At 71.9% G+C, this 23,218-nt stretch carries 22 protein-coding genes and 1 tRNA gene; all 23 read right to left on the bottom strand.

The features are described 5' to 3' along the window. Positions 1 to 52: 52 nt before the first annotated feature. Positions 53 to 1,636 carry a hypothetical protein gene (locus tag IF30_RS0113515; RefSeq protein WP_051710152.1) on the bottom strand — a complete coding sequence of 528 codons (1,584 nt, stop codon included), beginning with the start codon at positions 1,634 to 1,636 and terminating at the stop codon, positions 53 to 55. Further along, positions 1,633 to 2,322, bottom strand: coding sequence for a hypothetical protein (locus tag IF30_RS0113520; RefSeq protein WP_030236806.1), 690 nt, complete (start codon positions 2,320 to 2,322; stop codon positions 1,633 to 1,635). The genes IF30_RS0113515 and IF30_RS0113520 overlap by 4 nt, the downstream gene beginning before the upstream one ends. Then, complete coding sequence (locus tag IF30_RS0113525) at positions 2,319 to 3,281, bottom strand: ParB N-terminal domain-containing protein (protein ID WP_051710154.1); 963 nt, start codon at positions 3,279 to 3,281, stop codon at positions 2,319 to 2,321. Before IF30_RS0113525 ends, IF30_RS0113520 begins: the two co-directional genes overlap by 4 nt. Then, positions 3,278 to 4,636, bottom strand: coding sequence for a hypothetical protein (locus tag IF30_RS0113530; protein WP_030236812.1), 1,359 nt, complete (start codon positions 4,634 to 4,636; stop codon positions 3,278 to 3,280). The genes IF30_RS0113525 and IF30_RS0113530 overlap by 4 nt, the downstream gene beginning before the upstream one ends. A 206-nt stretch (positions 4,637 to 4,842) precedes the next feature. Next, a tRNA-Gly gene (locus IF30_RS0113535) sits at positions 4,843 to 4,914 on the bottom strand. A 307-nt stretch (positions 4,915 to 5,221) separates the two neighbouring features. Continuing rightward, positions 5,222 to 7,237, bottom strand: a complete 2,016-nt coding sequence (locus IF30_RS49265) for a phosphoadenosine phosphosulfate reductase family protein (RefSeq protein WP_051710157.1) — start codon at positions 7,235 to 7,237, stop codon at positions 5,222 to 5,224. Positions 7,238 to 7,296: 59 nt separating this feature from the next. Beyond that, the gene (locus IF30_RS0113545; RefSeq protein WP_030236817.1) at positions 7,297 to 7,593 is read right to left on the bottom strand and encodes a hypothetical protein; all 297 of its coding nucleotides are present in this window, start codon (positions 7,591 to 7,593) and stop codon (positions 7,297 to 7,299) included. A 72-nt stretch (positions 7,594 to 7,665) separates the two neighbouring features. Beyond that, a complete protein-coding gene (locus tag IF30_RS0113550) occupies positions 7,666 to 8,139 on the bottom strand; it encodes a hypothetical protein (protein ID WP_030236820.1) in 474 nt (157 codons plus the stop codon). Between the two features lie 140 nt (positions 8,140 to 8,279). After that, the gene (locus IF30_RS0113555) at positions 8,280 to 9,398 is read right to left on the bottom strand and encodes a hypothetical protein (protein WP_030236824.1); all 1,119 of its coding nucleotides are present in this window, start codon (positions 9,396 to 9,398) and stop codon (positions 8,280 to 8,282) included. 73 nt (positions 9,399 to 9,471) lie between these two features. Beyond that, positions 9,472 to 9,843, bottom strand: coding sequence for a hypothetical protein (locus tag IF30_RS0113560; protein ID WP_030236825.1), 372 nt, complete (start codon positions 9,841 to 9,843; stop codon positions 9,472 to 9,474). A gap of 172 nt (positions 9,844 to 10,015) precedes the next feature. After that, positions 10,016 to 11,851, bottom strand: a complete 1,836-nt coding sequence (locus IF30_RS0113565; RefSeq protein ID WP_030236827.1) for a DNA cytosine methyltransferase — start codon at positions 11,849 to 11,851, stop codon at positions 10,016 to 10,018. 359 nt (positions 11,852 to 12,210) lie between these two features. Continuing rightward, positions 12,211 to 13,329 carry a hypothetical protein gene (locus IF30_RS0113575; protein ID WP_030236830.1) on the bottom strand — a complete coding sequence of 373 codons (1,119 nt, stop codon included), beginning with the start codon at positions 13,327 to 13,329 and terminating at the stop codon, positions 12,211 to 12,213. Between the two features lie 82 nt (positions 13,330 to 13,411). Beyond that, the gene (locus IF30_RS0113580; RefSeq protein WP_030236833.1) at positions 13,412 to 13,903 is read right to left on the bottom strand and encodes a hypothetical protein; all 492 of its coding nucleotides are present in this window, start codon (positions 13,901 to 13,903) and stop codon (positions 13,412 to 13,414) included. A 64-nt stretch (positions 13,904 to 13,967) separates the two neighbouring features. Next, positions 13,968 to 14,423, bottom strand: a complete 456-nt coding sequence (locus tag IF30_RS0113585) for a hypothetical protein (RefSeq protein WP_030236836.1) — start codon at positions 14,421 to 14,423, stop codon at positions 13,968 to 13,970. Positions 14,424 to 14,546: 123 nt separating this feature from the next. Further along, positions 14,547 to 14,933, bottom strand: a complete 387-nt coding sequence (locus tag IF30_RS0113590) for a hypothetical protein (RefSeq protein WP_030236839.1) — start codon at positions 14,931 to 14,933, stop codon at positions 14,547 to 14,549. A 76-nt stretch (positions 14,934 to 15,009) separates the two neighbouring features. Then, the gene (locus tag IF30_RS0113595) at positions 15,010 to 15,474 is read right to left on the bottom strand and encodes a hypothetical protein (protein WP_030236842.1); all 465 of its coding nucleotides are present in this window, start codon (positions 15,472 to 15,474) and stop codon (positions 15,010 to 15,012) included. An 86-nt stretch (positions 15,475 to 15,560) separates the two neighbouring features. After that, positions 15,561 to 16,004 (bottom strand): hypothetical protein, encoded by a 444-nt coding sequence (locus IF30_RS0113600; protein WP_030236844.1) that lies wholly within the window; start codon positions 16,002 to 16,004, stop codon positions 15,561 to 15,563. A 163-nt stretch (positions 16,005 to 16,167) separates the two neighbouring features. Further along, positions 16,168 to 16,998 carry an RsmD family RNA methyltransferase gene (locus IF30_RS0113605; RefSeq protein ID WP_030236847.1) on the bottom strand — a complete coding sequence of 277 codons (831 nt, stop codon included), beginning with the start codon at positions 16,996 to 16,998 and terminating at the stop codon, positions 16,168 to 16,170. 100 nt (positions 16,999 to 17,098) lie between these two features. Beyond that, positions 17,099 to 17,716, bottom strand: a complete 618-nt coding sequence (locus IF30_RS0113610; RefSeq protein WP_030236849.1) for a hypothetical protein — start codon at positions 17,714 to 17,716, stop codon at positions 17,099 to 17,101. 183 nt (positions 17,717 to 17,899) lie between these two features. Next, on the bottom strand, positions 17,900 to 21,451 hold the full coding sequence (locus IF30_RS47700; RefSeq protein ID WP_078891367.1) for a ParB/RepB/Spo0J family partition protein: 3,552 nt from the start codon (positions 21,449 to 21,451) through the stop codon (positions 17,900 to 17,902). A 65-nt stretch (positions 21,452 to 21,516) separates the two neighbouring features. Beyond that, positions 21,517 to 21,900: a hypothetical protein gene (locus IF30_RS46620; protein ID WP_030236852.1), complete on the bottom strand. Its 384-nt coding sequence runs from the start codon at positions 21,898 to 21,900 to the stop codon at positions 21,517 to 21,519. A gap of 64 nt (positions 21,901 to 21,964) precedes the next feature. Continuing rightward, on the bottom strand, positions 21,965 to 22,402 hold the full coding sequence (locus tag IF30_RS0113630) for a hypothetical protein (RefSeq protein WP_030236854.1): 438 nt from the start codon (positions 22,400 to 22,402) through the stop codon (positions 21,965 to 21,967). Positions 22,403 to 22,512: 110 nt separating this feature from the next. Further along, the gene (locus tag IF30_RS46625) at positions 22,513 to 23,142 is read right to left on the bottom strand and encodes a hypothetical protein (RefSeq protein ID WP_030236856.1); all 630 of its coding nucleotides are present in this window, start codon (positions 23,140 to 23,142) and stop codon (positions 22,513 to 22,515) included. Between the last annotated feature and the right edge of the window lie 76 nt (positions 23,143 to 23,218).

Here is a 23,218-nt window from a genome sequence, read left to right on the forward strand (position 1 = left end):
CGGGGGGCGCAGCGAGGCGCGGGCCGGGGCTGGGGTGCGCCCCGGCCGCCCGTCACCGGCCGATCCGCCGCCCGTACAGGCCCGCCGCCGGGCTCTGCTGCCCGCTGCCGGTCGGCTGCGGGGCGGTCGGCAGCGGCGCGTGCACGATCGCGCCCTTGTTGGCCTCCGGGATCAGGCCGTACGCCAGGACGCACGAGGCGTCGATCCGGCCCGGCGAGTCCGGGTCGGTCGGCATCCACGTCGCCCACTCCTTCTCCAGGTCGGTGAACACCCCACGCAGCCGCACCCGGTCCTGCACCATCAGCTGCGCCACCGGCTCCGCCCTGAGCAGCTTCCCCTGCTTCGCGCGGACGGGCAGGATCGCCGGCATCAGCTCGGTCTCCGGGATCTCCCCGGCCCGCTGCAACGCCTCCCACGAGTTCGAGATCGCCAGGACGGCCATGTCCCGGCCGAAGTTCCACTCCACGTAGATGATCGAGGCGTTCTGCTCGTGGGCGAGCTTGCACGCCGCGGTGGACCACGCGGCCGACGACATCGGCGCCGACACGTCGTGCGTGATCCACACCCGCTTGTCGTCGCCGAGGAACCCGGCGACGACGCCCGCGGTGTCCCGGCCGCCGCCGGACGGGTCGATCGACACCGCGATCTTCTGCGGCGTCACCCCGCTGCCGTGGTCGCGGATCAGCCGCAGCAGCTCCCACGACACCAGCGCGCCTTCGGCCGGCTGCGGGTCGCCCTGCGCGAGCGAGTGCCAGTCCCGGACGATCGACGTCTTCTTCATGTCCGCCCACCAGGCCAGCAGCGCCCGCCGGTCCCTGGTGCGGATCTTCGGGTGCGGCAGCGGGTCGCCGTCGCGGCGCCCGAGCGGGTCCGGCCCGAACTTGCTCGGATTCGCGATCGCGGGCAGGTGGATGACCTTCCACCGGCCGCCGTCCTCCAGCCGCCCCTCGTCCTCCAGGCGCCGCCCAGCCCAGTCGTCCGGGTGCCAGCGGGTCTGGATCCCGACGACCGCGTTCCGGTCCGGCTGCAAGCGCTTGAGGGCCGTGGACGAGTACCAGTCGTGCAGGGCGGTGCGGGACGCCTCGCTCTCCGCGTCGGCGCGATCCTTGTGCGGGTCGTCGATGATCAGCAGGTTCGCGCTGTGGCCGGTCAGGCCCTTGCCGACCGACACCGAGCGGACGCCGCCGCCGAGAGTCACCGACCAGTCCTGCATCGCCCCGGACCCGGCCTTCATCCGCAGGTCGTACTCGTCGCCGTACTCCTCGACGTACGACCTGATCGTCTTGCCGCGCTTGAGCGCCAGGTCGTCGCCGTACGACGTCACCACGACCGCGTCCGCCGGGTACAGGCACAGCCACCAGAACGGGAACCACTCACCGACCGACGTCGATTTGCCGACCTGGGGCGGCGTGAAGATCATCAACCTGTCGTATTCACCCCGGGTGACGCCGGCCAGCGCATCGCCGATCAGCCGCAGGTGCGGGCGCATCCGGAACGTCGGGTCGAGGCCGCGTGCCAGGGTGACCGGGTCGCGCAGCAGGTCCCGGCTCATCGCCCTCTTCGCGGCCTCCAGCCGCTGGAGCACCGTGGCGTCGTCCAGATGCTCCAGCCCGTCGGCGGCGTCCCGTGTCCTCACTCGGCGCCCTGGTCCTCGTCGTCGCCGTCCGGCCCGGCCGGGTACGTCTCCTCGTCGTCCTCGTCGGCCTGGCCGCCACCGACGGCCGCGACCTGGTCGTCCTCGTCATCGGCGCCGTCGATCGCGGCGAGCCGGCGGTTCACGGACTCGGCGAGATCCGAGAGCTGCTTGCGGCGCTGCTCCTCCGGCATCTGCGCGAACGCCGCGAGCTGCGCCGCCAGCGGGTTCCCGCCCTGGCCGCCGGTGATGGCGATGGTCTCCGTCGGATCGCCGAACAGCACCCGGCGCTGGCGCATGGTCACGTCCAGCAGGCGGATGAAGTCCCCGGGGCTCAGGTCGTCGGCCCGCAGGGTGCCCAGGCGCTGCGCCAGCTTGCCGATCGCTGCGCCCAAGATCTTCGCGTCCGACTCGGCGGCCTTGCGCCGCTCCTCCAGCCACGTCGCCTCGTAGAGCCGGTCCAGGTGCCGGTCCCACGCCTCGACGCGCTCGCGCCAGCGGAACTCCGCCGCGACGTTCCTCACGTGCCCGGGCGCGAGTGTCAGCTTCTCCGCAGCCTTCACCAGGGTGCGGGCGCGGCCGAGGTCCCGGTACGTGACGAATTGCCCGTGTTTGCGGGCTGACTCTCCGGGCTGACGCTCCCAGGGGTCCAGGGTGGCGGTCAGGGTGATCGGCTGTGCGGTGCTCATGGCTGGGCGTCACCCTGCGGGGCGGGGGCGTCGGGCTGGGCGGGCACCGTGCTGGGCTCCCAGTTGCTGCCGGACAGGTACTCGCCGGCCAGGCGCTCCAGCAGCAGGTAGCCCTTGCCCTGCGGGATCTCGCCGCGTCCCTCCGCTGCGGCGATCGCCTTGTTCAGCGTGACGGCGGCGGTGGCGGGGAGGTGGCGGGCTCCGATGACGGTCTCCAGGCCGACCTGCCCGTTGTGCAGCGCTTCCCAGGCGGGGGTCTGGTAGCCGGCCTGCAAGTCGGTGAGGTGCTGCTCGACGATCGCGAGGATGGCGTGGAGCGCGGTCGCGACGTTGCCCACCTTGTGGGCGGCGTGCGTGGAGGCGAGCGTGTCGAGGGTCTGGGCGTAGTCGGCCCGGGCGGCGAGCCAGGAGACGTTCTGGCTGAGGCGGGCGAGGTCGAAGGCTTCGCGGGCCGCTTCGAGCTCGGACGGCAGGAACACGAGGCTCACGGTGGCGAAGTCGAGGTTCGCCTCCGACAGGCCCTCGGGGGAGACTTCGGCGAGGAGCTGGAGCACGTCGTCGTCCAGGCCGGAGTAGGCCCGCCAGTCGACGTCCTCGATGGCGTCGTACAGCTGCTTGAGGGTCGCCGGGTCGTCCTTGCCGGTGATGGCGTTGTGGGAGAGCTGGCGGGCGATCAGCTCGTCCTTGTGCTGCGGGTCGGAGATCAGCATGACGTCGATCTCTTCGAGGCCGGCGGCCACCGAGGCGTCGCAGCGGTGGTTGCCGGACAGGACGAGCTCGCGGCCTTCCTCGTACTCGCCGGCGCCGCCGTAGATCAGGGGGACGCTGGTCAGGCAGCCGTCGGCCTTGACGTTGGCCACCAGCCGGTCGAACTCCTCCTTCGTCTGGTAGTGCGCGTTCACCTGGAGGCGGGTGAGGAGCCGCGGGTCGCGGCGGACCAGGCGGGGCTTGATCGTCATCGGTTGAGGTCCTTTCCGTGCTTGCGCTTCCACAGGTCGAGGGCGCCGTCGAGGTCGTAGGTGCCGAGGGGGCCGCCGTACTGCAGCTGGTAGGCGTGGATGCCGTCGCCGGGGTCCTTCGCGCTGGCCTGGGTGCGCTTCTGGAGCTTCACGCCGGGGATGCCGCGGCCGTACTTCGCCGAGTTGGGCCGGTCGGTGAACGCCGTGGTGGACCAGGCGTCGATCCGCTTGGACAGGGACCGCTGAACGAGGAGCTGCGCCTCCTTTGTGGAGGCGGCCATGACGATCAGCTTGGCCAGGCGCCGGTACCGCGACCACGACACCGGGAAGTCGGACATCAGGTAGGCGCAGTTCGGGTCGAACTTCGGCGGCAGGTAGGCGAACGCGCCGATCAGCTTGCCGTCGACGGAGACGCCGCAGGCGAGCAGCGGGCTGCCGGGCAGGATGCTCTTGGACATGAACTGCGAGCGGATCGCGGCGAACTGGCCGCCGGTCAGGACGTGCAGGGCCATCCGCTCGCCCAGTTCCTCGTCCTGGCCGATCTTCGGCATCTTGATCGTCTCGATGGGCTGGTGGGGCCGGACGATCCGGCGGGGTCCGGAGGCGGCGTACACGTAGATCGGCAGGCCGCGGTTGGCGGTCTGGACGACGCCGGCGAGCTGCGGGCGCAGCTCCGGGCGTTCGATGTGCAGGCCGAGGACCCAGTGCGGCCGGTCCTGGACCTGCTCGATGATCCGCTCCTTGCCTTCCTCGGTGAGGTCGCCGAACGTCGGCTCGGGCCAGGCGAACGCGGCGTCGATCGGGGCGAACTGGGCCTGGTAGTCGCCCGAGTAGAACGGCGGGAACATCACCACCGGCGCCTCGGGCGGCACCTCCTGGTCGAGGTAGTCGCGGACGTCGCCGGCGAAGAACCCGCCGAGCTTCGTCTGCAAGCCCTTGAGCTTGGTGGCGGTCTTCTCGTGCATCCGGGGCCACTGGTCCTGCGTCGCGGCCATCATCCGCCGGTAGTAGGCGCCCTCCTTGCCGACGAACTGGAGGAAGCGGGTGCCGAGCATCAGCGTCGCCATCAGGTCGGTGCGGTCATCCAGGTACGGGTGGAGCCAGCCCAGCTCGTCCTCGTACTCGGGGCGCAGCGTGAACTCCAGCGGCTGCCCGGCGAGGAACCAGCCGAGGGAGCACGAGTACGCCTGGATGTCGTTGCCGTGGACGCGGCGGGCGTCGCCGAAGCGGGAGTGGAGCACCCGCTCGATCGTGAAGTTGCCGGAGCAGCCGACGTAGATGTCCTCCCCGGGCCACTCGCCGGCGTGCTCGTAGATGATCGAGCGGAGCGGGGCGGGGATCGAGCCACGGAACACGTCGGCCTCCTGGTGCGCCTGGGGAAGGGCGCCGGCCAGCGGCTGACCTGCACCGGCCCGCGCGGCCAGGAATGATGACACATCAGACGTGGGCGGACGTTACTGGACAGTCCTGGACGGTTCCGGACGATCGTGGACGCCCGGCGCCGGTCGCCGCGGCCCGGAACGGGCGAAGCCCCCGCCGCGGGGCGGGGGCTTCGCTGGGGAGCGCCAGCCAGGATTTGAACCTGGGCCTCTCAACCTGGAAGGCGAGCGTGCTCACACTGCACTACCGGCGCACGCCCGGCTGCGACGCTGCACGCTCAGCCGGACAGGACAGATGATGACACATCGGACGGTGGGGCCGGTAACGGATCACGTACGGAGCGTGTCCGGCGGGCCCTGTGGCGGCCTGTCGGGCGGGTCGTGGGAGGGGGGAGGGCATCGGGGGGTGGCACTCTTAGACGTGCCGGAGGGGCCTTGCGGGGGCTTCACCCCTCCGATCCGGGCCGGACCTTCTGGGCAGTCGGGCGGCGCGGGAGCTGGAGAAGGCCGAAGGGCCAGGGCGCTCGGTCCACCCTGGCCCTTCGCCGCGCTCGGCGCCGGTCAACCCTCCCAGCAGGCGACCACCATCCCGGCCGCCGGGGCGGGTGCGGTCGCGGCCTCGGCGATGATCTCGGCCATGCTCACGTCCAGGCGGAAGCGGTGGCCGGTCATCTCCTCCGCGAGGGCATAGCGGGCGGCCAGCGCGGGCTGCAGGTGGGCGGCACGCACGAGCGCGGCCCGGGAGGCCAACACGCAGTTGCCCGTCATCAGGTCCTCGGCCAGCGCGAACGCCTGGGCGCCGGGGACGACCGCGCAGTACACCTCCTCGACCCGATCGGTCGGGGTCACCTCGTCGACCACCCACAGCCTGTCGTGCGCTTCGCGGACGGTGGCCTTCTCGGCAATCCGGTCGCGGTGGGCGTCGATCTTCCAGAACCAGTCCGGCAGGTCGGTGGCGTCCAGCGTGATCGTGTAGAGCGGCGTGGCCGCCTTGCCCGTCCCGACCCGCATCGACGTCCTCACCGGCCCGTACCCGACGCCGCACACCGCGGCGACATCCCGGATCACCTGCATCGACTCCTTGCTCGCCGAGGCCATCCGGGCGGAGCCGTGCTCGGTCACGGTTCCGTCGGCCGCGAAGTAGCCAGCGAGCCAGGACAGCAGGAACGACCGGGACTCCCGCAAGTCCGGGCCTTCCTTCCAGAGCCGGGGCAGGCCGTAGATCCTCAGTGCGTCCTTGCCGTTCAGCCTGGTCGGCTTGGGCCGGTGCGCGGCGAAGTAGGGCAGGATCGCACCGTCCTTCTCAGCCAGGTGGATGTCGAGGCATGCGGGGCGGTCGCCCGACCCCTTCGTCCCGTCGCCGTACACGAAGCCCTGCGCGACCGCGAACGGTACTTCCCCGCCCTGGGCCAGCGACTGCGCCTTCACGCTGCGCAGCCTGGTGCCCAGGGTCAGCTCGCTGGTGACCAGCTCGACCGTCACGTCCTCGTAGCCGTTGTGGCGGCCGTCCTTCTTCGGCGGCCGCAGCTTCCGGTCCCAGGTCAGCCACCGGTGCTCGGCGGTGGCGTGGACGATCCGGGTCTGCCGCCCGCGGTGCATCGTGATGCGCCACAGCCGCTGGACGCCGAACGCTCGGACTTCCACCTCCTTGAACGATCCGGCCCCGCTCAGCCCGTACGGAGTGACCTTCGGGATCAGCAGCTCATGTCGCCCGCCGGCGAGCTCCGCGATCGGGCGCAGCCCGGCCCGGGTCACGACCTCGGTCTCACCGGCGAGGCAGAACACGCAGCTCAGGCGCGGCATCCCAGCCTTGTAGGCGGGGTGCGGGCGGGTGCCCGCGACGAAGATCGCGGCCCAGACGTCCGCCGTTGACCAGCCGTGGATAGGCAGCCAGGTGTCCACCCACCGCAGGGTGTTCGACGCACCGTGCTGCATCCGGTCCTTGGCCGGGATCTTCTTCGGTTTGAGCCCGGCGGCCTCGGCGGCCTTGGCGGCCTCCTTCGCGGCCTCGGTGGCCTTCCGGCGCCGCTGGCACTCCGCGCACGGGCAGGTCTTCGAGCCGTCGTGGCAGAAGGGCACGAGCTTGCGCCGGGCGGCGCTCTCGTCCGCGCGCAGGCCCATCACGTTGAGGATCCGGACCACGCCGACGTGGCCGGCGGCCCGGGCCTCGTTCACCAGCATGGTGATCAGCTTCCGGATCGGCCCGCGCTTAAAATCCGATGTACACCACCTGTTGTCGGCCGAAGGCCACATGCCGCGTTCTTCGACGCGCTCGATCAGGTTGGAGCCGACCCGCTGCACCGTCTCGAACCGCAGGCCGTAGTGCCGGGCGTGCTCCTCGGCGAGCTCCCGCACCCCGGGCCACTCGACGATCCCGAGGTCCGCGTGCACCACCACGACCCGGTCCGCGACGCCGGCCGCCGTGGCGTGCAGCATCAGCTCCGCGAGCATCGCCTGCGAGTCCTTGCCCCCACTGACGTTCGCGATGATCCACCGGTACGAGGCGAGGTCCGGCACCTCGGGGCGCAGCTCGACCAGGTCGAACGCGGCCTGCCCGGGGATGACTCGTCGCGCCATCTGCTCCTCCTTCGGGGTGGGGGCCGGGACCTTACGGCCCCGGCCCGGCTGTCGGTCGGTCAGCTCGCCTGGTAGGCGGTCAGGTCGCTGTCGGGGGCCAGCGCGAGGCCCAGGCGGGCGAGCAGCCGGTCGACGGCCTCGCGGGCGGTGGCGCCCCGGGCCGTGTCGACGCGACCGAGGGCGTCCATCGCTTCGACGCCGAGCTCCTCGAGGACCCGCGCGCGCCGGACCGGGTCGGTCGGAGCGGGCGCGGCGTCCCACAGGGTGTAGCCGGCGCCGTCGCGGCCGACGATGACGAACTCGCGCTCGCCGGGGTCGGCGGTGCCGGTCGCGGGGGTCTGGGCGGTGGTGCTCATCGGGCTCTCCTTCGTGGTGGTGGGTGGGGGTCGGGGCGCGGCCGGATTCCCGCCCGGCCGCGCCCGGCGCGGTCAGGCCGCGGTCGCCAGGCAGGCGGCCAGCACCTCCCGCGCGGTCTCGTCGACCGAGGTCGCGATCAGGTCGGTGACCGTCTCGGGGCACAGCGGGTACGGGTACTCGCCGCCGGTGTACCGGTCGCCCTTGCCGAGCAGCCGGTCGGCCTCGTCGCTGGTCAGCGCGGTGCCGTCCGCCAGGTTCCAGGCCCACAGGCCGTGCGCGCCGTCGTCGTTGACGTCCGGGACGGTCACGGCCACGACGGCGGGCGCGTCGTCGTCCAGCGCGGTGGCGATCGTGTCGAGCAGCCGGCCGAGCTCCAGCCGGTCGAAGCCGACCTCCCACTCGGGGCCGAGCTCGCCGACGGCCTGGGCGAAGCCGCCGCGCTCGGCGATGACCGCGAGGGTGATCCGGGCGTCGTCTTCGAAGACGACGTTGAACGCGGCGGTGACGACCTGGGCGGCCCGGGCGATGGTGGAGGTGCTGCGCATCGTGATCCCTCTCTGGGTGGTCGTGTGGGAGGCTGTGGGGGTCGCGTTCGCCTGGGGTCGAGGTACCTGGTGGGGCGGGCGCGACCAGCGCGGCCGACGGATTCCCACGCTTTTGCGCCCGTCGGCCGCGCACCTGCCGGTCAGGCCGCGGCGGCCTCGTCGCCGTTCTCCTCGGCGGCGAACATCGCGTCGAGCTGTCCCAGCTGGTCGACCTGCTCGGCGGTGAGCGCACCGTCCGGGTCGCCGACCGTGTCGTACAGTTCGACCGCCGTGCGCAGCGCGCCGCGCACTCCGAGCCCGCCGACCAGGCGCAGCGGGCCGTCGAGGTCGCCGTCGTAGTCGGCGAACAGGCCGGCGAGCTTGGTCACCTGCCCGACCTGTGCGCTGCTGAGCTGGTCGTACGGGTCGCCGTAGGAGCCCAGCAGCTCGACGGCCGCGCGCACCGCGCTCAGCACGCCCACCGCGCCGAGCAGTTCGAGCGCCCCGGCGATCGGCCGGGTGGTCGCGGCGCGCGGGGTGCCGGGCAGGGCGACGGTGAACACCCCAGTGCCGCGCCCCTCCTCCTCCCAGCCGAAGTCGCCCAGGATCTCCTCGTCGGTCCGGACGAAGGTCAGGGTGTCGGTCAGGTAGCCGTTCGCGTCGAAGGCGAGCTTGTCGAACGCGCCGTCCTGGGGCTCCGTCCACACGGTCTCGGTGCCCTGGTGGACGGCGGCCAGGGCCAGGCCCTTGGTGCGGACCGTGATGTCGGTCGCGTCCGGGTACTGCTCGCGGACGGCCATGCCGATCATCGCGAGCCCGGCCTTCATCATGGCCTCGCGGGCGCGCTGCGCGTCCTCGAACGCCCACTCGTAGCTGCCGGTGATGTCGTCGGCCTCCGCCTGGGCAGGGGCCGGGGCGGCGGCCGCGGCCTGCTGGACGCGGTTGGCGGCGTTCCGCCGCCGGATGCGGGCGATCTCCGCGACCGCGCTCCGGACTGCGCTGCGCCGGGTGTGGCCGGTGGCCCACACCTTCTTGAAGCCGTCGACGTCCCGGACCTCCCAGCCGCCGAACGACCGGTAGACGGTCACCTGCCAGTCGGTGGCGTCCTCCGCCGGCGGGACGTCCGCCGGGAAGTCGGCGGGCACGGTGAACAGGTAGCCCTCGCGGCCGTACAGGGCGTCCGTCTCGATCGGGGCCGGGCCGGGCCGGTTCGGGCCGTACTTGGTGAGCTTGACGGCCAGGTCGATGCCGTCGGCGGTGGTGGTGGTGATGGTGGTCATCGGGTTCTCCTCTTGGCTGGTGGCTTGGGGGTCGGGGCGCGGCCGGATTCCCGCCCGGCCGCGCCCGGGGCGGTCAGGCCGCGGTCGGCAGGGGGACGGTGAACACCTCCACCTGGTGCTCGTCCTGCTCCCAGCCGAAGTCGCACAGGGTCTCGTCGTCGCCGTCCCGGACGAAGCCCAGGAGGTCGGCCAGCATGCGGTGGACGTCGTCGGCGAGCAGGTTGAAGACCTTGGGGTCGTGGGCCCACACGGTCTCGCCGCCCTGGTGGATGGCGGTCAGCGTCGCGTTCGCGGCGTGGATCGTGATGCCGGTCGCGCCGGGGTGCTCGGCGCGGATGGCCTCGGCGATCATCGCGACGCTGGCGGTCGCCAGGGCTTCGCGGGCGTGGAGCGCGGCGGCGTAGGCCGCTTCGCTGGCGGCGATGAGGGCGGTGGTGATGCGCATCGGGTTCTCCTCTGGCGGTCTTAGTGGGTAGGCACTATGTTCAACGCCGGGGCGTCCCTGGAGTACCGGGGTGACGCCGGGTATTTTCAGAAAATCGCAGCTCAGCGGGCATTTGTCCTCACCCGGAGCCGGGGGCGCAGCCGGACTCCCGCCCGGCCACGCCCGGTGCGGGTCAGGCCGCGAGGGCCAGCCAGGGGCGCCCCTGGCCCGGCGCGTACCGGCTGATCTCCTCGCCGGTGATGCACTCGGTCAGGGCGCACATCAAGATCTCGGCGACGTTGGGCGTCACCGCGTTGCCGTACTGCTTGACCCGGGCCCTCTTCGAGCCGAGCACGATGTAGTCGTCCGCGAAGCTCATCGCGCGGCCGATCTCGTGGGGCTGGAGCATCCGGAACAGGACCCGCGAGAGGTCCCACTCGCCGTCCGGGGTGATGAACGCGAACCTGTCGCGGGTCGACTGGGTGCCCATCGGCTCGCTCACCGGCTTGGCCCGGCCGTTGCCGTAGTACGGGACGAGGAGGCCGTCCCCGGGGGTCACCAGCGACTGGTGGCCCGCCGCGGTCAGGGTCCGCAGCGGCTCGCTGACCGGGGTGCACATCTGACCGGGATCGCCGTTCGGGGTGTTGTTCCGCATCACGAACGCGGAGGTCACCAAGCCGTGGTGGTTGCCGCCGGCCGACACGGTGTGCAGCGGCTCCCGGATGTGCCTGGCCTTCTCCAGGTCGCCGCCGCCGCGCATCGGGATGATGAACGGCGCGTAGGCGAGGGCCGTCTCCAGCCTGGTCGTCTGGGTGCGCAGCGGGTCGTCCAGGCGCATCGCCTTCTTCCCGTCGCGGCCCTCGCAGGGAATCAGCAGCGGCGGGATCACCAGGCCGTCGCTCTCGCGGGTGGTGCGGGTCGCCATCGGGTCGCAGACGCTCGCGGCGCCGTTCCGCCAGGTGCCGCCGGTCGGGACGAGCAGCGGGCCCGGCTGGCCGCCGGTCAGATCGTCGCCGAACAGCGCACCCTGCTGGTCCCCGAGCGGGCCGCCGGGGGTCGGCCAGAACTTCTCGACCCCGGCCCGGATGCGGGCCATCGTGTTCGGGGCCAGCCCTTCCGGGCACTCCTCGGACTTCGGCCGGTCACCGATGGGCGTTCCTTCGATCCCCCAGTCGATCGCCGCGGCGGCCGGGAGGACGTCGGGCTCGACGACCTGGCCGCACGAGGACTTCGGGCACCGGTAGGTGTAGCTGGCGCGGTACCGGCCCATGTCCTGGCCTGGCTTGTTGAACACCTGCATCGAGTCGACCCACTCGGCGCAGTTGACGCAGAACGCCTTGGGGCGGAGCCACTTGTCCCAGTCGGGGTGGCGGCCAAGGGACTTGTGCCAGTACGCGACGTACAGCCGGTCGCGGCTCTGCGGGGCACGGTGCACGCTGCGCGGGTCGGCGTGCATCGAGTTCAGCGCGATGACCCGCACGAAGTAGCCGAGCTTGCGGATCTCGTTCAGCCACTGGTCCCAGTCGACCCAGCTCCTGACGTCCGTCACGTTCTCGACCACTCCGGCCTTGACCAGGCCGCCGCGCTCGATCACCCCGCGCAGGTAGAGCGGCACCTCCTCCATCAGGGCCCGCGACTCTTCCTCCTCCTTCGTGGGGCCGACCGGCTGCCCGTTCTCGTCGAGGAGCGCGGCCTCCTGCTCGGCGTACAGGCTCAGCAGGTCACCCTGCATCGCCTTGTCGAAGTCCCGCTTCTTGCCCTTGGCGGATGACCAATTGGTGCACTCTGGGGAGGCCCAGAACAGGTCCGTAATCTCCCACGCCCAGACCGGGGCCTTGCGGATGTCGCCCCGGTAGTGGGCGACGCCGGGGAAGTTGGCCTCGTGGCTGTCGATGGCCTGCTTCCAGTGGTTCGCCGCGCGGGCCACCCGCAGGCCGGGCACCGCGTGCATGCCCTGGGACGAGCCGCCTGCCCCGCTGAACCAGTCTTGGACCGTGAGCTCGTTCTGGTCGGCCCACTTCGTCCGCATCGCTGCCATCGTTTCGCTCTCTTCCCGCTGGGGTCGGTGGTGGGTTGGCCGGCCGGGCGGGATTCCCGCCCCGCCCGGTCGGCGGGGGTGGTGAGGGTAGGTCAGCCGCGGCGCGCGGCGCTGGTCTGGACGACGCTTCCGCGCAGCCTCTCGGGGAGGCCCCCGAGGCTCGGGGCGCTGTCGCTGGTGGCTCGCATGTTCTTCCTTCGCTGGTGGGTTGGTGTGTTGTTGATCTACTTCCATCATTCCCAAGTGGATTTGAGCTAACCCATTTGACCAAATGGATTTAGGAAAGATTCGGGGCTCGCAGGCGAACGGGCGGCGGGCATTGTGCCCGCCGCCCGCCTCCTGGCGCTCGGTCAGGCCGCGGCGCTGGTGCGGCGCTCGGCGCGGCGGGCGCGGTCGCGCTCGCGGCGGCAGGTGCGGCAGGTCCGGCGGCTCTTGTGCCGGTAGGTGTTCGCCTCGTCGTAGGCGTGGCCGTTCTTGCAGCGCTCGACCGGCTCCGGGTGCTGCTCGGCACCGCACTTCGGGCACTGCGCCTCGTGCGCCTCGGGGAACGCGCCGCAGTCGCAGGACCAAGTCTCGATGCACCAGGTCCAGCCGCTGCCGCCGCCGATGGCGTACAGGCCGTCGGCGTCGCGGGCGATGATCTCGACCGTGCGCTCCGGGTCGCGCTCGTCGTAGTGCTGCCAGCCGACGAGCATCACGACGGCCAGGGCGTCGCCGCCGAGGCCGCCGTCGATGACGTGGACGGTATCGAAGGTGCCCGCGCCGTACTGCTCGTTCAGGCGGGCGGTGTCGGCCGCGAGCTGGCGAGCGGCGTCCAGGGTGAAGCGCGGGCTGACGTAACTGTTCCGGGTGGCGGGCGGGGTGACCCGGGCCGGTGCGCTGATGACGTCGGTGTCGATGCACACCCGGGTGTCGATGTCGCCGGCGGGCTCGGGCTTCGCGGCCCGTGCGGCGGCCTGCTGCTCGGCGGCCTGGTTCGCGGCGTACTGCTCGGCCTTCTCGTCGGCAGGCATCTCGCAGTCCTCGCGGAGCTGGCCGCAGCCCGAGCAGTGGGTCTCGTGCCAGTCGGTGCCGTCGTCGCAGTCGACGCACCACCAGGACGCCGCGTACCAGCACCACTCCCAGCCGCCGATGCCGTACAGGCCGTCCTCGTCGGGCTCGATGATGTCCGTGCATTCCTCGGGGCCGGAGTCGGGGAGGTACTGCCAGGAGACCTTGGTGACGATCGCGCGCGGGGTGCCGTCCGGGTTGGTGCCGCCTTCGACGATGTGGACGGTGTCGACGCAGTCGCGGCCGAACTCCTCGGCCTGCTGGTCGAGGAACTTGGCGAGCTTGCGGACGGTGGTCAGGTCGAAGCAGGGTGACAGCCAGCCGTTCCACCGGTTGGTCGGGTCGACCATGGCCGGGAAGTCGGGGCCGTCGAGGGTCACGAGGGTGGCGACACGGTTGGGGTAGCGGGTGGAGGTCATCGTTCGCTCCTGCTGGGGTCGGTGGTGGGTGGCCGGCCGGGCGGGATTCCCGCCCCGCCCGGTCGGCGGAGGTGAGTGGGGGTCAGGCGGTGGCGTCGGCGGGCGCGGCCTGGTCGTCGCGGGCGCGGCCGCAGTTCTCGCAGGTGGCGGTGTGCCACTCGTCGCGCAGGCCGCAGGCGCACTGCCAGGACGCCGTCTCCCAGGCCCAGTGGTTGCCGATCCAGTACCGGCCGGTGCGGTCCGGGGTGACGATGCGGGTCGCGGCTCGCGGGCTATTGACCGCGCGGTCCCAGGTGATGACCATGACGACGGCCATCGGGACGGACGGGTCCTCGTCCTCGTCCTCGTCGTCGAAGTCGCGGGGTGCGGGGTCGTTGCCGCTGTCGTCGCCGAGGACGTGGACGGTCACGGTGCCGTCGTGGCCGGCGCGCTCGGCGAGGGCCTGCGTGGCGGTGGCGAGGGCGCGGGCGTCGGCCAGGGAGAAGGCGTGAGCGCGGTCGGGGGCGTCGAGGTCCACTTCGGCGTTCACGACCTGGTCGCCGTCCAGGAGGAGGCGGGTGGGGGTGAGGTGCATGGCGTTCTCCTCTGTCGGGGTCTGCGGTTGCTGGTGGGCTGTGCTGGATGGGGCTGGCGGTCGGTCAGAACAGGGCCGGCTGAGCGAGGGCCGGGGCGGGGGCGGGGCGGCGGATGCGCGGCTTGGCGCCGAGCTCGGGGACCTGCTGGCCGGTCCGCTCGGTCCACCAGCTCGCGAAGTGCTGGCGGTGGCAGAAGTTGCCGGGCTTGCTCAGAACGTCGAAGCACAGGAGGACGAGCGGGGTGTCTCCGGCGCCGATCGCGTCGCCGATGGCCTCCAGTTCGGCGCGGACCTTGGCGACGCCGACCTTGTCGAGCTGGTCGCGGTAGCGGAGCTCGTAGGCGTCCTCGGCGAGGTCCGCGGCGAGGAGCCCCCAGCTCGGGGTGAGGGTGCGGGCGTGCCCGGCGACCGGCTCGAAGAAGGACCGGGCCGCCCCGGCCGTGGTGCGCACGGGGACGCCCATCGTGAGCCGGTACTCCTGGTAGGTGCAGGTCGCGAGGTTCAGCTGGCCAGGGAGCATCGCGCGTCCTTCCTGTCGGGGTCTGTGGTGGTTTGTGGTGCTACCAAGATCATTTCCCGTGGGGCCCTGGCTAACCCATTTGGCCAAATGAATTTGACAAAGAGTTCGCCAGGAACCCGCAGGTCAGAGGGCTTCCGGCTCGAACGGGATCAGCGGGAACAGGCCGTCCGTCGCGTACCAGCACCACTCGTGGCCGCCGACCGCGTACCGGCCGTCCGCGTTCGGCCGCAGGATCTCGGCGGCCTCCTCGGCGCGCTCGCCGCCGAGGTACATCCAGCACACGACCAGCACGACCGCGTGCGCGGTGCCGCTCACGTCGCCGTCCAGCACGTGCACCGTGTCCACCGAGCCGTGCCCGTACCGGGCGGCCTCCTCCTGGCTGGCGGCCGCGATCTCGCGCACGGTCTCCAGGTCGAACCAGGGCTTCACGTAGCCGTCGCGCTGGTCGGCGGGGTCCACCATCGCCGGGTACCGGTCGCGGTCGTTGCAGCACACCAGGGTCTGGATCATCGGTCTCTCCTCCGGTTATGGGTCCGGCCGGGTCCGGGGCTCGCGCCCCGGCCCGGCCGGCTGGTCTGGCGGTCGGTCAGTCGAGCGGCAGGGTCGCCGCGAGGCCCAGGTCGACCCGGTAGGCGGGGCGGCCGCCCCGGCTGGGCAGTGCGGTGCACACCGGGCGCCAGGTCGGCGCCGTCGACTCGTCCAGGTACTGCGTCCACTCGGTGACGTCGTGCAGGCCCACCTCGGCGTCCTCGACACCCGGGGTGGTCGCGAACGTCAGCTCCTCCCAGCCGCCCGTCCAGTAGCGGCCGGTCAGGGACAGCTCGCCGTCCGCGCCCTGGACCAGCTCGGCGTGCGCGGCGTCGAAGCCGGCGCCGGGCTCGCAGTTCGTCAGGATGTCGCGCACCGCGGCGGCCAGGACGACGAGCATCACGCGGCCCAGCCGCTGGCGGTCGCCCTGCTCCTCGATGAGAACGGCGTCGACCGCAGCGCCGATCGCCTCGCCGTCGGGCAGGTTGTAGGCGGGGGGCTGGGTGGGGCTGTGGGCGGGCATTGGGCCTCCTGTGCGGGGTCGGGTGGGGTGAGGGAAGCCGGCCGGGCCGGGGCGCCGCTTGGGGGTGCCCTGGCCCGGCCTGGCGGTCAGAGATCGAACAGGGTGGGCGGCGCGGCGGGCGCCTGCCGGGGCTGGGCGCCCAGCTCGGGGATCACCTCGCCGGTGACCTCCTCGTACCACCGCGAAAACTGGTTCCGGTGGCACCAGTTGCCGGGCTTGCTGAGCACGTCGAAGCAGAGCAGGACGAGCGGGGTGTCGCCCGCCCCGCTCCGGCGGGCGATGAACTCCAGCTCGGCGCGGATCGCGTCGATGCCGGTCGCGTTGAGCATCCGCCGGTACTGGAGCTCGTAGGCGTCGGCCGGGAGGCCGTTGCGGGCGGCGTCGACCAGGTCGCGGCTCGGGGTGATGCTCTGGGCGTGGCCGGCGACCGGCTCGGTGAAGAACCTGGCTCCTCCGACCGTGGTCCGGACCGCCAGGCCCATCGGGGGCCGGTACTCCTGGTAGGTGCAGGTCGCGAGGTTGAGGATCATGCTGGGCGGTTCCTTTCGGTGCTGCTGGTGGTGGGGGGTCATCTTGGGGCCTTTCGCGGTTCGGGGTGGCGGTGTAGTGGGTAGCCACTATGGCCAACGCCTGAGCCGCCCTGTGGTTCCGGGAGGACCCCGGGGGTTCGCTGCAAAACCGCAGGTCACCGGCTTACGCGGCGATGCCGAACAAGCCGAGCTGGAGCGGCTGGCGCTGGAGCCAGTCGTAGGTGCGGAGCGGGCCGCCCGCGTACCCGGGGATGAACACCAGGCAGGTCCGGACGTTCGTCCCGCAGACCGCGAAGCTGTCCTCGGGCAGAGCCTCGATCTCGCCGCCGACCTCCTCGACCATCGCGCGGAACTCGACCGAGGCGCGGTCGCTCCACCACATCAGGCCCTGGGACATCACGGAGACCAGGATCCCGTCGTCCTTCATGAACCCGATCGCGTGCTTGATGTGGTCCAGGCCCCTGGCGAAGGGCGGGTTCATCACGATCCGGTCGAAGCCCTCCGGGTAGTCCAGTGGGTCCAGGGAGAGGAAGTCGTCGCGGATCACCGCCCGGCAGTCGCCCTGCCGGCGGAGGACGTCGGCGCGCACGGGGTCGATCTCGACGGCGTCGACCAGGGCGCCGCGCCTGGCGAGCTCGGCGGTCAGGGCGCCCGACCCGGCCGAGGGCTCCAGGACGGTCGTCCCGGCGTAGACGCCGGCGAGGTCGCAGATCTGCATGGTCAGGCTCGGCGGGGTCGGGAACCAGCCCTGCTCGGTGCGGGTGGGGAACTCGCCGGCCGTGAGGCACTGCCGCATGTGCTCCTCGACCCGGTACGGGAAGACGTGGGCTCGGACCGCCGTGCGGCTGTCCCAGCGGCCGCCCATCTCCTTGAGGACGCGGTCCACCTGCTCGTACACGGGGCGGTCGAGCTCGAAGGGGATGCGCACCCGGTCGTCGCGGATCTCGGTGCGCGGGTCGGTGAGGACGGCCAGGGCGTCGCTGGGGAATCGCATGGGGCTCCGATCTCTCTCGGCTGGGGGTGGGGTGGGGCGCACCGCGGTTCGGTCGGGGTGCGCCCCTGGGTGGCCTTAGTGGCTACCCACTATGTGAGGGTCAAGCGGAAATCCGGGTGTAGACGAGCTGCCAGAACTTGTCGACCGGAATGCCGTACTGGGCGGCCCGGGCGTACCCGAGGGTGATGGTGCCGGGGGCGACCTTGAGCTGCTGGAAGTCGGCCGGGAACTGGGCGTCGACCAGTTCGGCGAGATCGGCGCCGGCGATGGTGCCGACCTGCTCGGGCTCGACGTGGCGCTCCTTGCGGAACGCCACGGTCTCGATCTTGTAGGTGGCGTCCGTGTCGACGTCCAGAATCGGGGTGCTGACCTTGGTGTAGATGCGCCGGCGGGTCATCTGGCCGTTCTTCTTGCTGGGCAGCGTCCAGCGCACGGTGATGGTGGAGGAGCCCTCCTCCTGCTCGATCACGTTGTAGGGGGCCACGAGGCAGGCGTAGAGCTCGGCGCGGAGGTCGGCGCCGGACACGTACTGCTCTCCGCTGGAGTCGCTCTTGCCGTCGAACCACACCTCGCCCTGGGAGAGGTAGACCGCGGCGGTGTCGATCGCGTAGCTCTCCAGGACGGCTTCGACCATCTCGCGGATGCCGGGGCGGCCGACGGCCGAGCGGGGGATGGTGTGGCGGATGATGGCGGCCGCGGCGGGAGTGGTGGTGCGCATTGGGGCTCCTTGGTGAGGCGGGATGGCTTAGTGGGTAGCCAATATGACTAACGCTTGAGGGGGCTTGTGGTGCCGGGTGGATCGCGGTGAATTCGCAGGGGAGGGCGGGTGGTGGGGCGCGCCCCGGTTCGGTCGGGACGCACCCCGTGGGGCCACTCATAGTGGCTACCCACTATCAACAGGTCAGGCGGCGGCCAGCTCCGGGTTGATCCGGATGATGGAGCCCTCGCGCACCGAGGCGATGGCCTCGGCCTTCCGCATGTTGGCCTGCGCCTTGGAGATGACGTCGGCCAGGTGCTTGAGGCGCAGCGAGTAGCCGCCGACTCCGCCGGGGGTGCCGGCGAGCAGCAGGGCCAGCTCCTCCGGGTCGGCCGCGGCCAGGTCGGCGAGCACCTGGCCCGCGCCGCTCATGCTGTCGACCCGGCCGACGAGCTTCTTGCGCTCGCCCTGGATGCGCTCGCGCTCGGACTCGGGGAGGTGCGCCGCACCTCCGGGCAGCAGCTCGCCCTGCTGGTCCTTCGTCTGCCGCGGGGCCTCGTCGGCGAGGACGAAGAAGCTGCCCTGGTCGGCCTGCCGCTTCTCCTCGGAGTGGGCGGCCTGGGCGAACGCCTCGGCGTCGCGGACGGTCTTGAACTCGCCGCGCGCCCACTTCCCGAGGAACCGCTGCTGGTTGTCGGGGCTGAGCTGCGCGACGTACCAGGAGAGGCCGACCGGCAGGTGGCCCTTGGCGAGGGCGTCCTGCGCGGCGTCGCTGAGCTTGAGGAGGTCGATCCGCCAGCCCACGTACTGGACGGACTTGCCGACCATCTTCGCGACCTGGGCGGGCTCGTAGCCGTGCTCGTCCACGAGGCGCTTGAAGGACTTCGCCTCCTCCATCGGGGTCATGTCCGCGCGGGCCGCGTTCTCGGCGACCTGCTCGGCCAAGGTCTTGCCCGCCTCGGCCTCCCCGCCGCTTCGGACGACGGTCTTCATGTGGGTGAGGCCGGCGAGCTGCGCGGAGTGCCACCGTCGCTCGCCCACCACGATCACGTAGCGCTTGACGCCGATCTTGCGGACGGTGATCGCCTGGAGCTGGCCGAGCTCCTTCATCGACTCGGCGAGCTCCTGGATCTTGACCGGGTCGAACTCCTCGCGGGGCTGGTCCGGGTCGGGCTCGATCTGCTCGATCGGGATCAGCTTGTGCGTCTCGCGCACCTCACTGGCGGCCGCTTCGACCTTCTCGGCGGCCACCTCGCGGCGCTTCTGGACCCGGGTGGGCTCGATCGGCTCGGCGGCCTTCTTCGCGGCGCGCGGCTTGGCGGGGGCCGCCTTCTTCGCGGCCGCCGGCTTGGCGGGCGCGGCGGCCTTCTTCGCGGCGCGGGGCTTGGCGGCCTTGGTGGCAGGGGTGGCGGTCATGGCGCTGGCCTTCTGGGTGGGGTGGTGGGTGGCTACACCATCATCATTTCCGGAAGTCGACTTGTCCAAACCAATTTGAGCAAAGTAGTTGCCGCAAATCCGCAGGTCAGAGGCCGCGCCAGCCCCCTGCTCGACCTCGTCGGCGGGCTCCTCGATCGGCTCGACCAGGGTCGGTTCACCGGCGGGCACGCGGAAGAGCTGGCCGTTCGGCCGGACCGCCCAGTCCTCGCCGTCCGCGAGGCCGAGCTGCGCCATGTTCACCGGCTTCCCGCAGGCGTCGCAGCCGAAGTCGCCGCGCTCGCGGGCGCGCACCGGGGCGCTCTCGTCGCAGTGCGCACAGACCATCGGGACCAGGTCGTCGCGGTCCTCGCCGGGTCGTGCGGCCGGGGCCGGCTGGGCGGCGCCCACCGCGACCGCGTAGGCGTTCGCGTAGGGGGCCAGCTTGTTGCGGGAGTCGTTGCCCCGATAGAGGGAGCGGATCGGGTCCTGCCGGAAGCCCTTCACCCAGACTTCCAGCGGCTCGGGCGCGTAGTGGCCGTCGGTGCCGCCGAGCTCGTAGGAGACGTGGCCGCTGTACGCGGCGCGCTCGAACTCCTCGGCGCCCATGGCCAGCGGCTTGTTCTCGCCGAGCAGGGCCTGGAACCAATCCGCGTAGGGGGTGGTGGCGTTGGGCATGGCGCTGGCCTTCCGGGTGGAGTGGTGATTGGTTACACCTCCATCCTTTCCGGAAGTCGACTTGTCCAAACCAATTTGAGTAAAGAAGTTACCGCAAATCCGCAGGTCAGAGGCCATCTCCGGCTCCGGCTCGGCCTTCGCGGCGGGCTCCTCCGTGACGGGCTCCGGCTCGACCGGCGGGACGTCGGGCGCAGCCGGCTGCCCGGCCGGGACCGGCTCCGGCGCCTGCTGCTCGGCCGCCGCCGGGACCGGCTCGATGGCGCACACGATGCCCTGGCCCGGCGAGCCCTTCCAGCTTCCCCGGTGCCGGTAGCCGTGCTCGGCCAGCACCGCGGTCACCTGGGCCAGCAGGGCGCTCGACCACACCGACTCGGTGTACTTCCGTCCCTCCGCCGCCCGGATCGTCACCGGCTCGTGCGCGCCGTGCGGCTTGCCCACCCCGTTCAGCCAGGACAGCGCCGCCTCCGTGGCGTCCCACCGGCACTCGACCTTCACCCGCTTTGGCACCTTCGGGTCGGCCCGCTTCTTCGGCGCCTTCGGCTTCGCCGCTGCGGCCTCGCGCAGGGCGCTCGCCGGGTGCGCCGCCGACGCCTCCCGGGCCGTCTTGAGGCCGGGGACCTTCCCGTCCGCCATGTAGGCGTCCATCGTCGCCTCCGGGCACCGGCCCTTGACCTTCGTGTAGTCCGCCGTGTGCGTGCCGACCAGGCCGTCCTGCGTGGCGTCCGCCACGGTCAGCACGTTGCCGGACAGTCGCAGGTTCCACGCGATCGACAGCGACTTTGCGTTCACCCGGGCCACCTGGTGCCAGGTGCCGATGTAGCAGACGTAGTCGCCCGGCACGAAGTCCTCCGGGCGCCAGATCTTGGCGCCGGCGGCCTCGGCGTCGGCGACGACCCGCCGCCAGTAGCCGAGCTCGTCGGCCAGGTCCAGCAGGTCCAGGTCGTTCGCCGCGAGGACGTCGACCAGCACCTCGGGCCCGATCTTCCCCGCGATGGCGCTCTTCACTGCCTTGCTCTGCTGGCGGTGCAGCCCGCGCTCCTCGGCCTCCAGCTTGGCGATCCGGCGCAGGGTGACGCCCGGGTCCTTGCGGTGCTGCTCGTAGTGCTCGGCGGACACCGCGCGGTCCGCCCAGTGCCGGAAGCGGTCGGCCGCCTCGATCGACTTCCGCATGTGCGAGTCGATCCGCTCGGCGTCCTTCTCGGCGCGGCGCTGGCTGTGGTGGCCGACGAGGATCGGCTGCCCGAAGGGGATGTGGCGCACGATGTCCCCGGCCGCCTTGTGGCGGGCGTCGGACTCGGCGGCGGCCCGGCCCGCGTAGCCCTCGAAGCGCTCGGCGCGGTCCTCGGCCCGCTCGGTGCGGTCGTCCTCGGCCTCGGCGAAGGACCGGCGCACGTACTCGTCGACCTCCACCGTCACCGGGTAGCCGGCGGCCTCCAGGGCCCGCTGGATCTCGTTGATCTTCCAGCTGGCCCGCTTGTCGCGCGAGTTCCGCAGGTACAGGCCGACCGTCCTGGACGAGCGGACGCCGAGCGGGTGGACGATCTCCCAGACGCCGTCGCCCGGGCTGGAGCCGTCCAGCAGGGTGCCCGCCTCGCGGGTGTGCGTGATCGTGATGTGCGGCTTCGGCCGGGCGCTGTCGGCCGGGGTCTTCTCGGTGCTCTCCATCGTCTTCCTCTCGCTCGTGGCATGGGGCGGCCCGGCCCCCGGGCTGGGGCCGGGCCGGTGGCCGGTCAGAACAGCGGGTCCTGCCCGTCGGACGGGGCCGGGCCGGAGGGGGCCGCGTCGAGCCGGGCCCGGTCGAGCTGGGCGCGCATCTCGCGGATCGCCGCGGCGACCCGCTCGCCGAAGGCCGCCAGGTCCTCGCCCTCCTCCGGGCGCATGTCCCGGCTGGTGCTGAGGTTGCCCTTGGCGACGGTCACCCCGATCAGGTCCTCGTCGAGGGCGTCGTCGTAGATGCCCGCGAAGATGACCTCCAGGACGCCGTCCTCGATGACCTCGCGGTGTCCGAGCTCTCGGCCCGTCCAGCTGGGGCCGAGGAGGCGGGCGACGTAGGGGGCCAGGTCGCACAGGTAGAAGGTGGTCGCGGCCGGGTCGGGCGTGGCGGTGGCGGTCATGGCGGGGCCTTTCTGGGCTAGTGGGCAGGGGCCCGGCCCCCGAGGTGGGGGCCGGGCGGGCCGATCAGAGCTCGATCGGGGCGTCGATCCAGGTCGCGCTGGTCGTGGGGGTCAGGCCGAGCGCGTCGGTCGCGACCCGGAGGCGGGCGTCCCACGCGGGGTCGACGGCCGGCTCGTCGTCGTCCATCTCGATCTGGCTGGCGACCAGGAAGTAGCCGGTGCCCAGGCCCGGGATCTCCATGAACCCGACCTGGACGCCGACCCGGGCGTCCGCCTCGCGCACGCGGGCCCAGTAGCCGGCCCAGTCGCCCGTCACCTCGGGCATGGCCTCGGTGAAGCTGGCGAGGCGGGCGCGGAGGGCAGCCTGCATGGCGTCCACCAGGTCCTCCTCCTCGTACCAGTCGGTGGCCAGGTCGCCGCTCTCGGTGGTCTCGGCGGCCTTCCAAGCTCCGGGGCCGCCGAGGTAGATCGCGTAGCTCTTGGTCTCGGTCGCGTAGCGCATGGGGGCTCCTTGGCTCTTGGGGTGGTGGCTTGTTGTCCTACTTTCATCATTTCCGGAAATCCATTTGGCCAAACCAGTTTTACAAAATGGATTTCCGGAGTTTTCGCAGGTCAGGCCGCCTGTCCGGGCTCCTCCGGTGCGGTCAGCCAGTCTGCGATGTACTCGACGCAGGCGGGCACCCCGGTCTCGATCGGGGTGGACAGGGCCAGGCGCTCCGCGTGGTCGCGGCCGACGGCCAGGACGAACCACTCGCTCCCGCCCAGCTCCGCGAGCGGCATGTCCACGCAGGTGTCCGGCAGGTCCCAGCCCTCGGCCGCCGAGGTGTCCACGTAGATCACCGCGTAGCTCCCACCCGGCCCGTCGACCTCCAGCCAGCTGTTGCCGACGTCCTCGCCGTGCTGGGCCGTGATCCCGTACTCGGCGAGGGCCAGGCGCATCACGTCCGCCGGGGTCCGCAGCATCGCCCGGTCGGCCGCGAACTCGGCGCGGGCCTGGCCGGCCGCGGCGTCCGCGCTCACGGCCGCGTACTCCAAGACCTGGAGGTTGCCCTGCTCGGTCACCGCCTGGTCGAGCAGTTCCTGCTTGCGCTCGGCGCGGGTGGCCGGGTCGGCCGGGGCGGCCTCGACGTGGAGCACGTCGCGCTCCGGCTCCCGGAGCCCGAGCCAGAAGTCCGGGTGGGTCGGCTCCTCGTCGTTCACCACGAGGAGGAACGTGCAGGGGGCCTTGGTCATCTCGCGCATGGGGTGCGCCTCTCTCTGGGCTTAGTGGGTAGGCACTACGTCCGCCGCGTGGCTGGACGCAGGGAATCGCGGCCCG

The sequence above is a fragment of the Streptomyces sp. NRRL S-350 genome (genome assembly GCF_000719705.1).
GTDB lineage: Bacteria > Actinomycetota > Actinomycetes > Streptomycetales > Streptomycetaceae > Kitasatospora.

Coding starts and splice junctions, on each gene's coding strand:
- IF30_RS0113520 (WP_030236806.1), bottom strand. CDS start 2,322: ATGAGCACCGCACAGCCGATCACCCTGACCGCCACCCTGGACCCCTGG.
- IF30_RS0113525 (WP_051710154.1), bottom strand. CDS start 3,281: ATGACGATCAAGCCCCGCCTGGTCCGCCGCGACCCGCGGCTCCTCACC.
- IF30_RS49265 (WP_051710157.1), bottom strand. CDS start 7,237: ATGGCGCGACGAGTCATCCCCGGGCAGGCCGCGTTCGACCTGGTCGAG.
- IF30_RS0113545 (WP_030236817.1), bottom strand. CDS start 7,593: ATGAGCACCACCGCCCAGACCCCCGCGACCGGCACCGCCGACCCCGGC.
- IF30_RS0113550 (WP_030236820.1), bottom strand. CDS start 8,139: ATGCGCAGCACCTCCACCATCGCCCGGGCCGCCCAGGTCGTCACCGCC.
- IF30_RS0113555 (WP_030236824.1), bottom strand. CDS start 9,398: ATGACCACCATCACCACCACCACCGCCGACGGCATCGACCTGGCCGTC.
- IF30_RS0113560 (WP_030236825.1), bottom strand. CDS start 9,843: ATGCGCATCACCACCGCCCTCATCGCCGCCAGCGAAGCGGCCTACGCC.
- IF30_RS0113565 (WP_030236827.1), bottom strand. CDS start 11,851: ATGCGGACGAAGTGGGCCGACCAGAACGAGCTCACGGTCCAAGACTGG.
- IF30_RS0113575 (WP_030236830.1), bottom strand. CDS start 13,329: ATGACCTCCACCCGCTACCCCAACCGTGTCGCCACCCTCGTGACCCTC.
- IF30_RS0113580 (WP_030236833.1), bottom strand. CDS start 13,903: ATGCACCTCACCCCCACCCGCCTCCTCCTGGACGGCGACCAGGTCGTG.
- IF30_RS0113585 (WP_030236836.1), bottom strand. CDS start 14,423: ATGCTCCCTGGCCAGCTGAACCTCGCGACCTGCACCTACCAGGAGTAC.
- IF30_RS0113590 (WP_030236839.1), bottom strand. CDS start 14,933: ATGATCCAGACCCTGGTGTGCTGCAACGACCGCGACCGGTACCCGGCG.
- IF30_RS0113595 (WP_030236842.1), bottom strand. CDS start 15,474: ATGCCCGCCCACAGCCCCACCCAGCCCCCCGCCTACAACCTGCCCGAC.
- IF30_RS0113600 (WP_030236844.1), bottom strand. CDS start 16,004: ATGATCCTCAACCTCGCGACCTGCACCTACCAGGAGTACCGGCCCCCG.
- IF30_RS0113605 (WP_030236847.1), bottom strand. CDS start 16,998: ATGCGATTCCCCAGCGACGCCCTGGCCGTCCTCACCGACCCGCGCACC.
- IF30_RS0113610 (WP_030236849.1), bottom strand. CDS start 17,716: ATGCGCACCACCACTCCCGCCGCGGCCGCCATCATCCGCCACACCATC.
- IF30_RS47700 (WP_078891367.1), bottom strand. CDS start 21,451: ATGGAGAGCACCGAGAAGACCCCGGCCGACAGCGCCCGGCCGAAGCCG.
- IF30_RS46620 (WP_030236852.1), bottom strand. CDS start 21,900: ATGACCGCCACCGCCACGCCCGACCCGGCCGCGACCACCTTCTACCTG.
- IF30_RS0113630 (WP_030236854.1), bottom strand. CDS start 22,402: ATGCGCTACGCGACCGAGACCAAGAGCTACGCGATCTACCTCGGCGGC.
- IF30_RS46625 (WP_030236856.1), bottom strand. CDS start 23,142: ATGCGCGAGATGACCAAGGCCCCCTGCACGTTCCTCCTCGTGGTGAAC.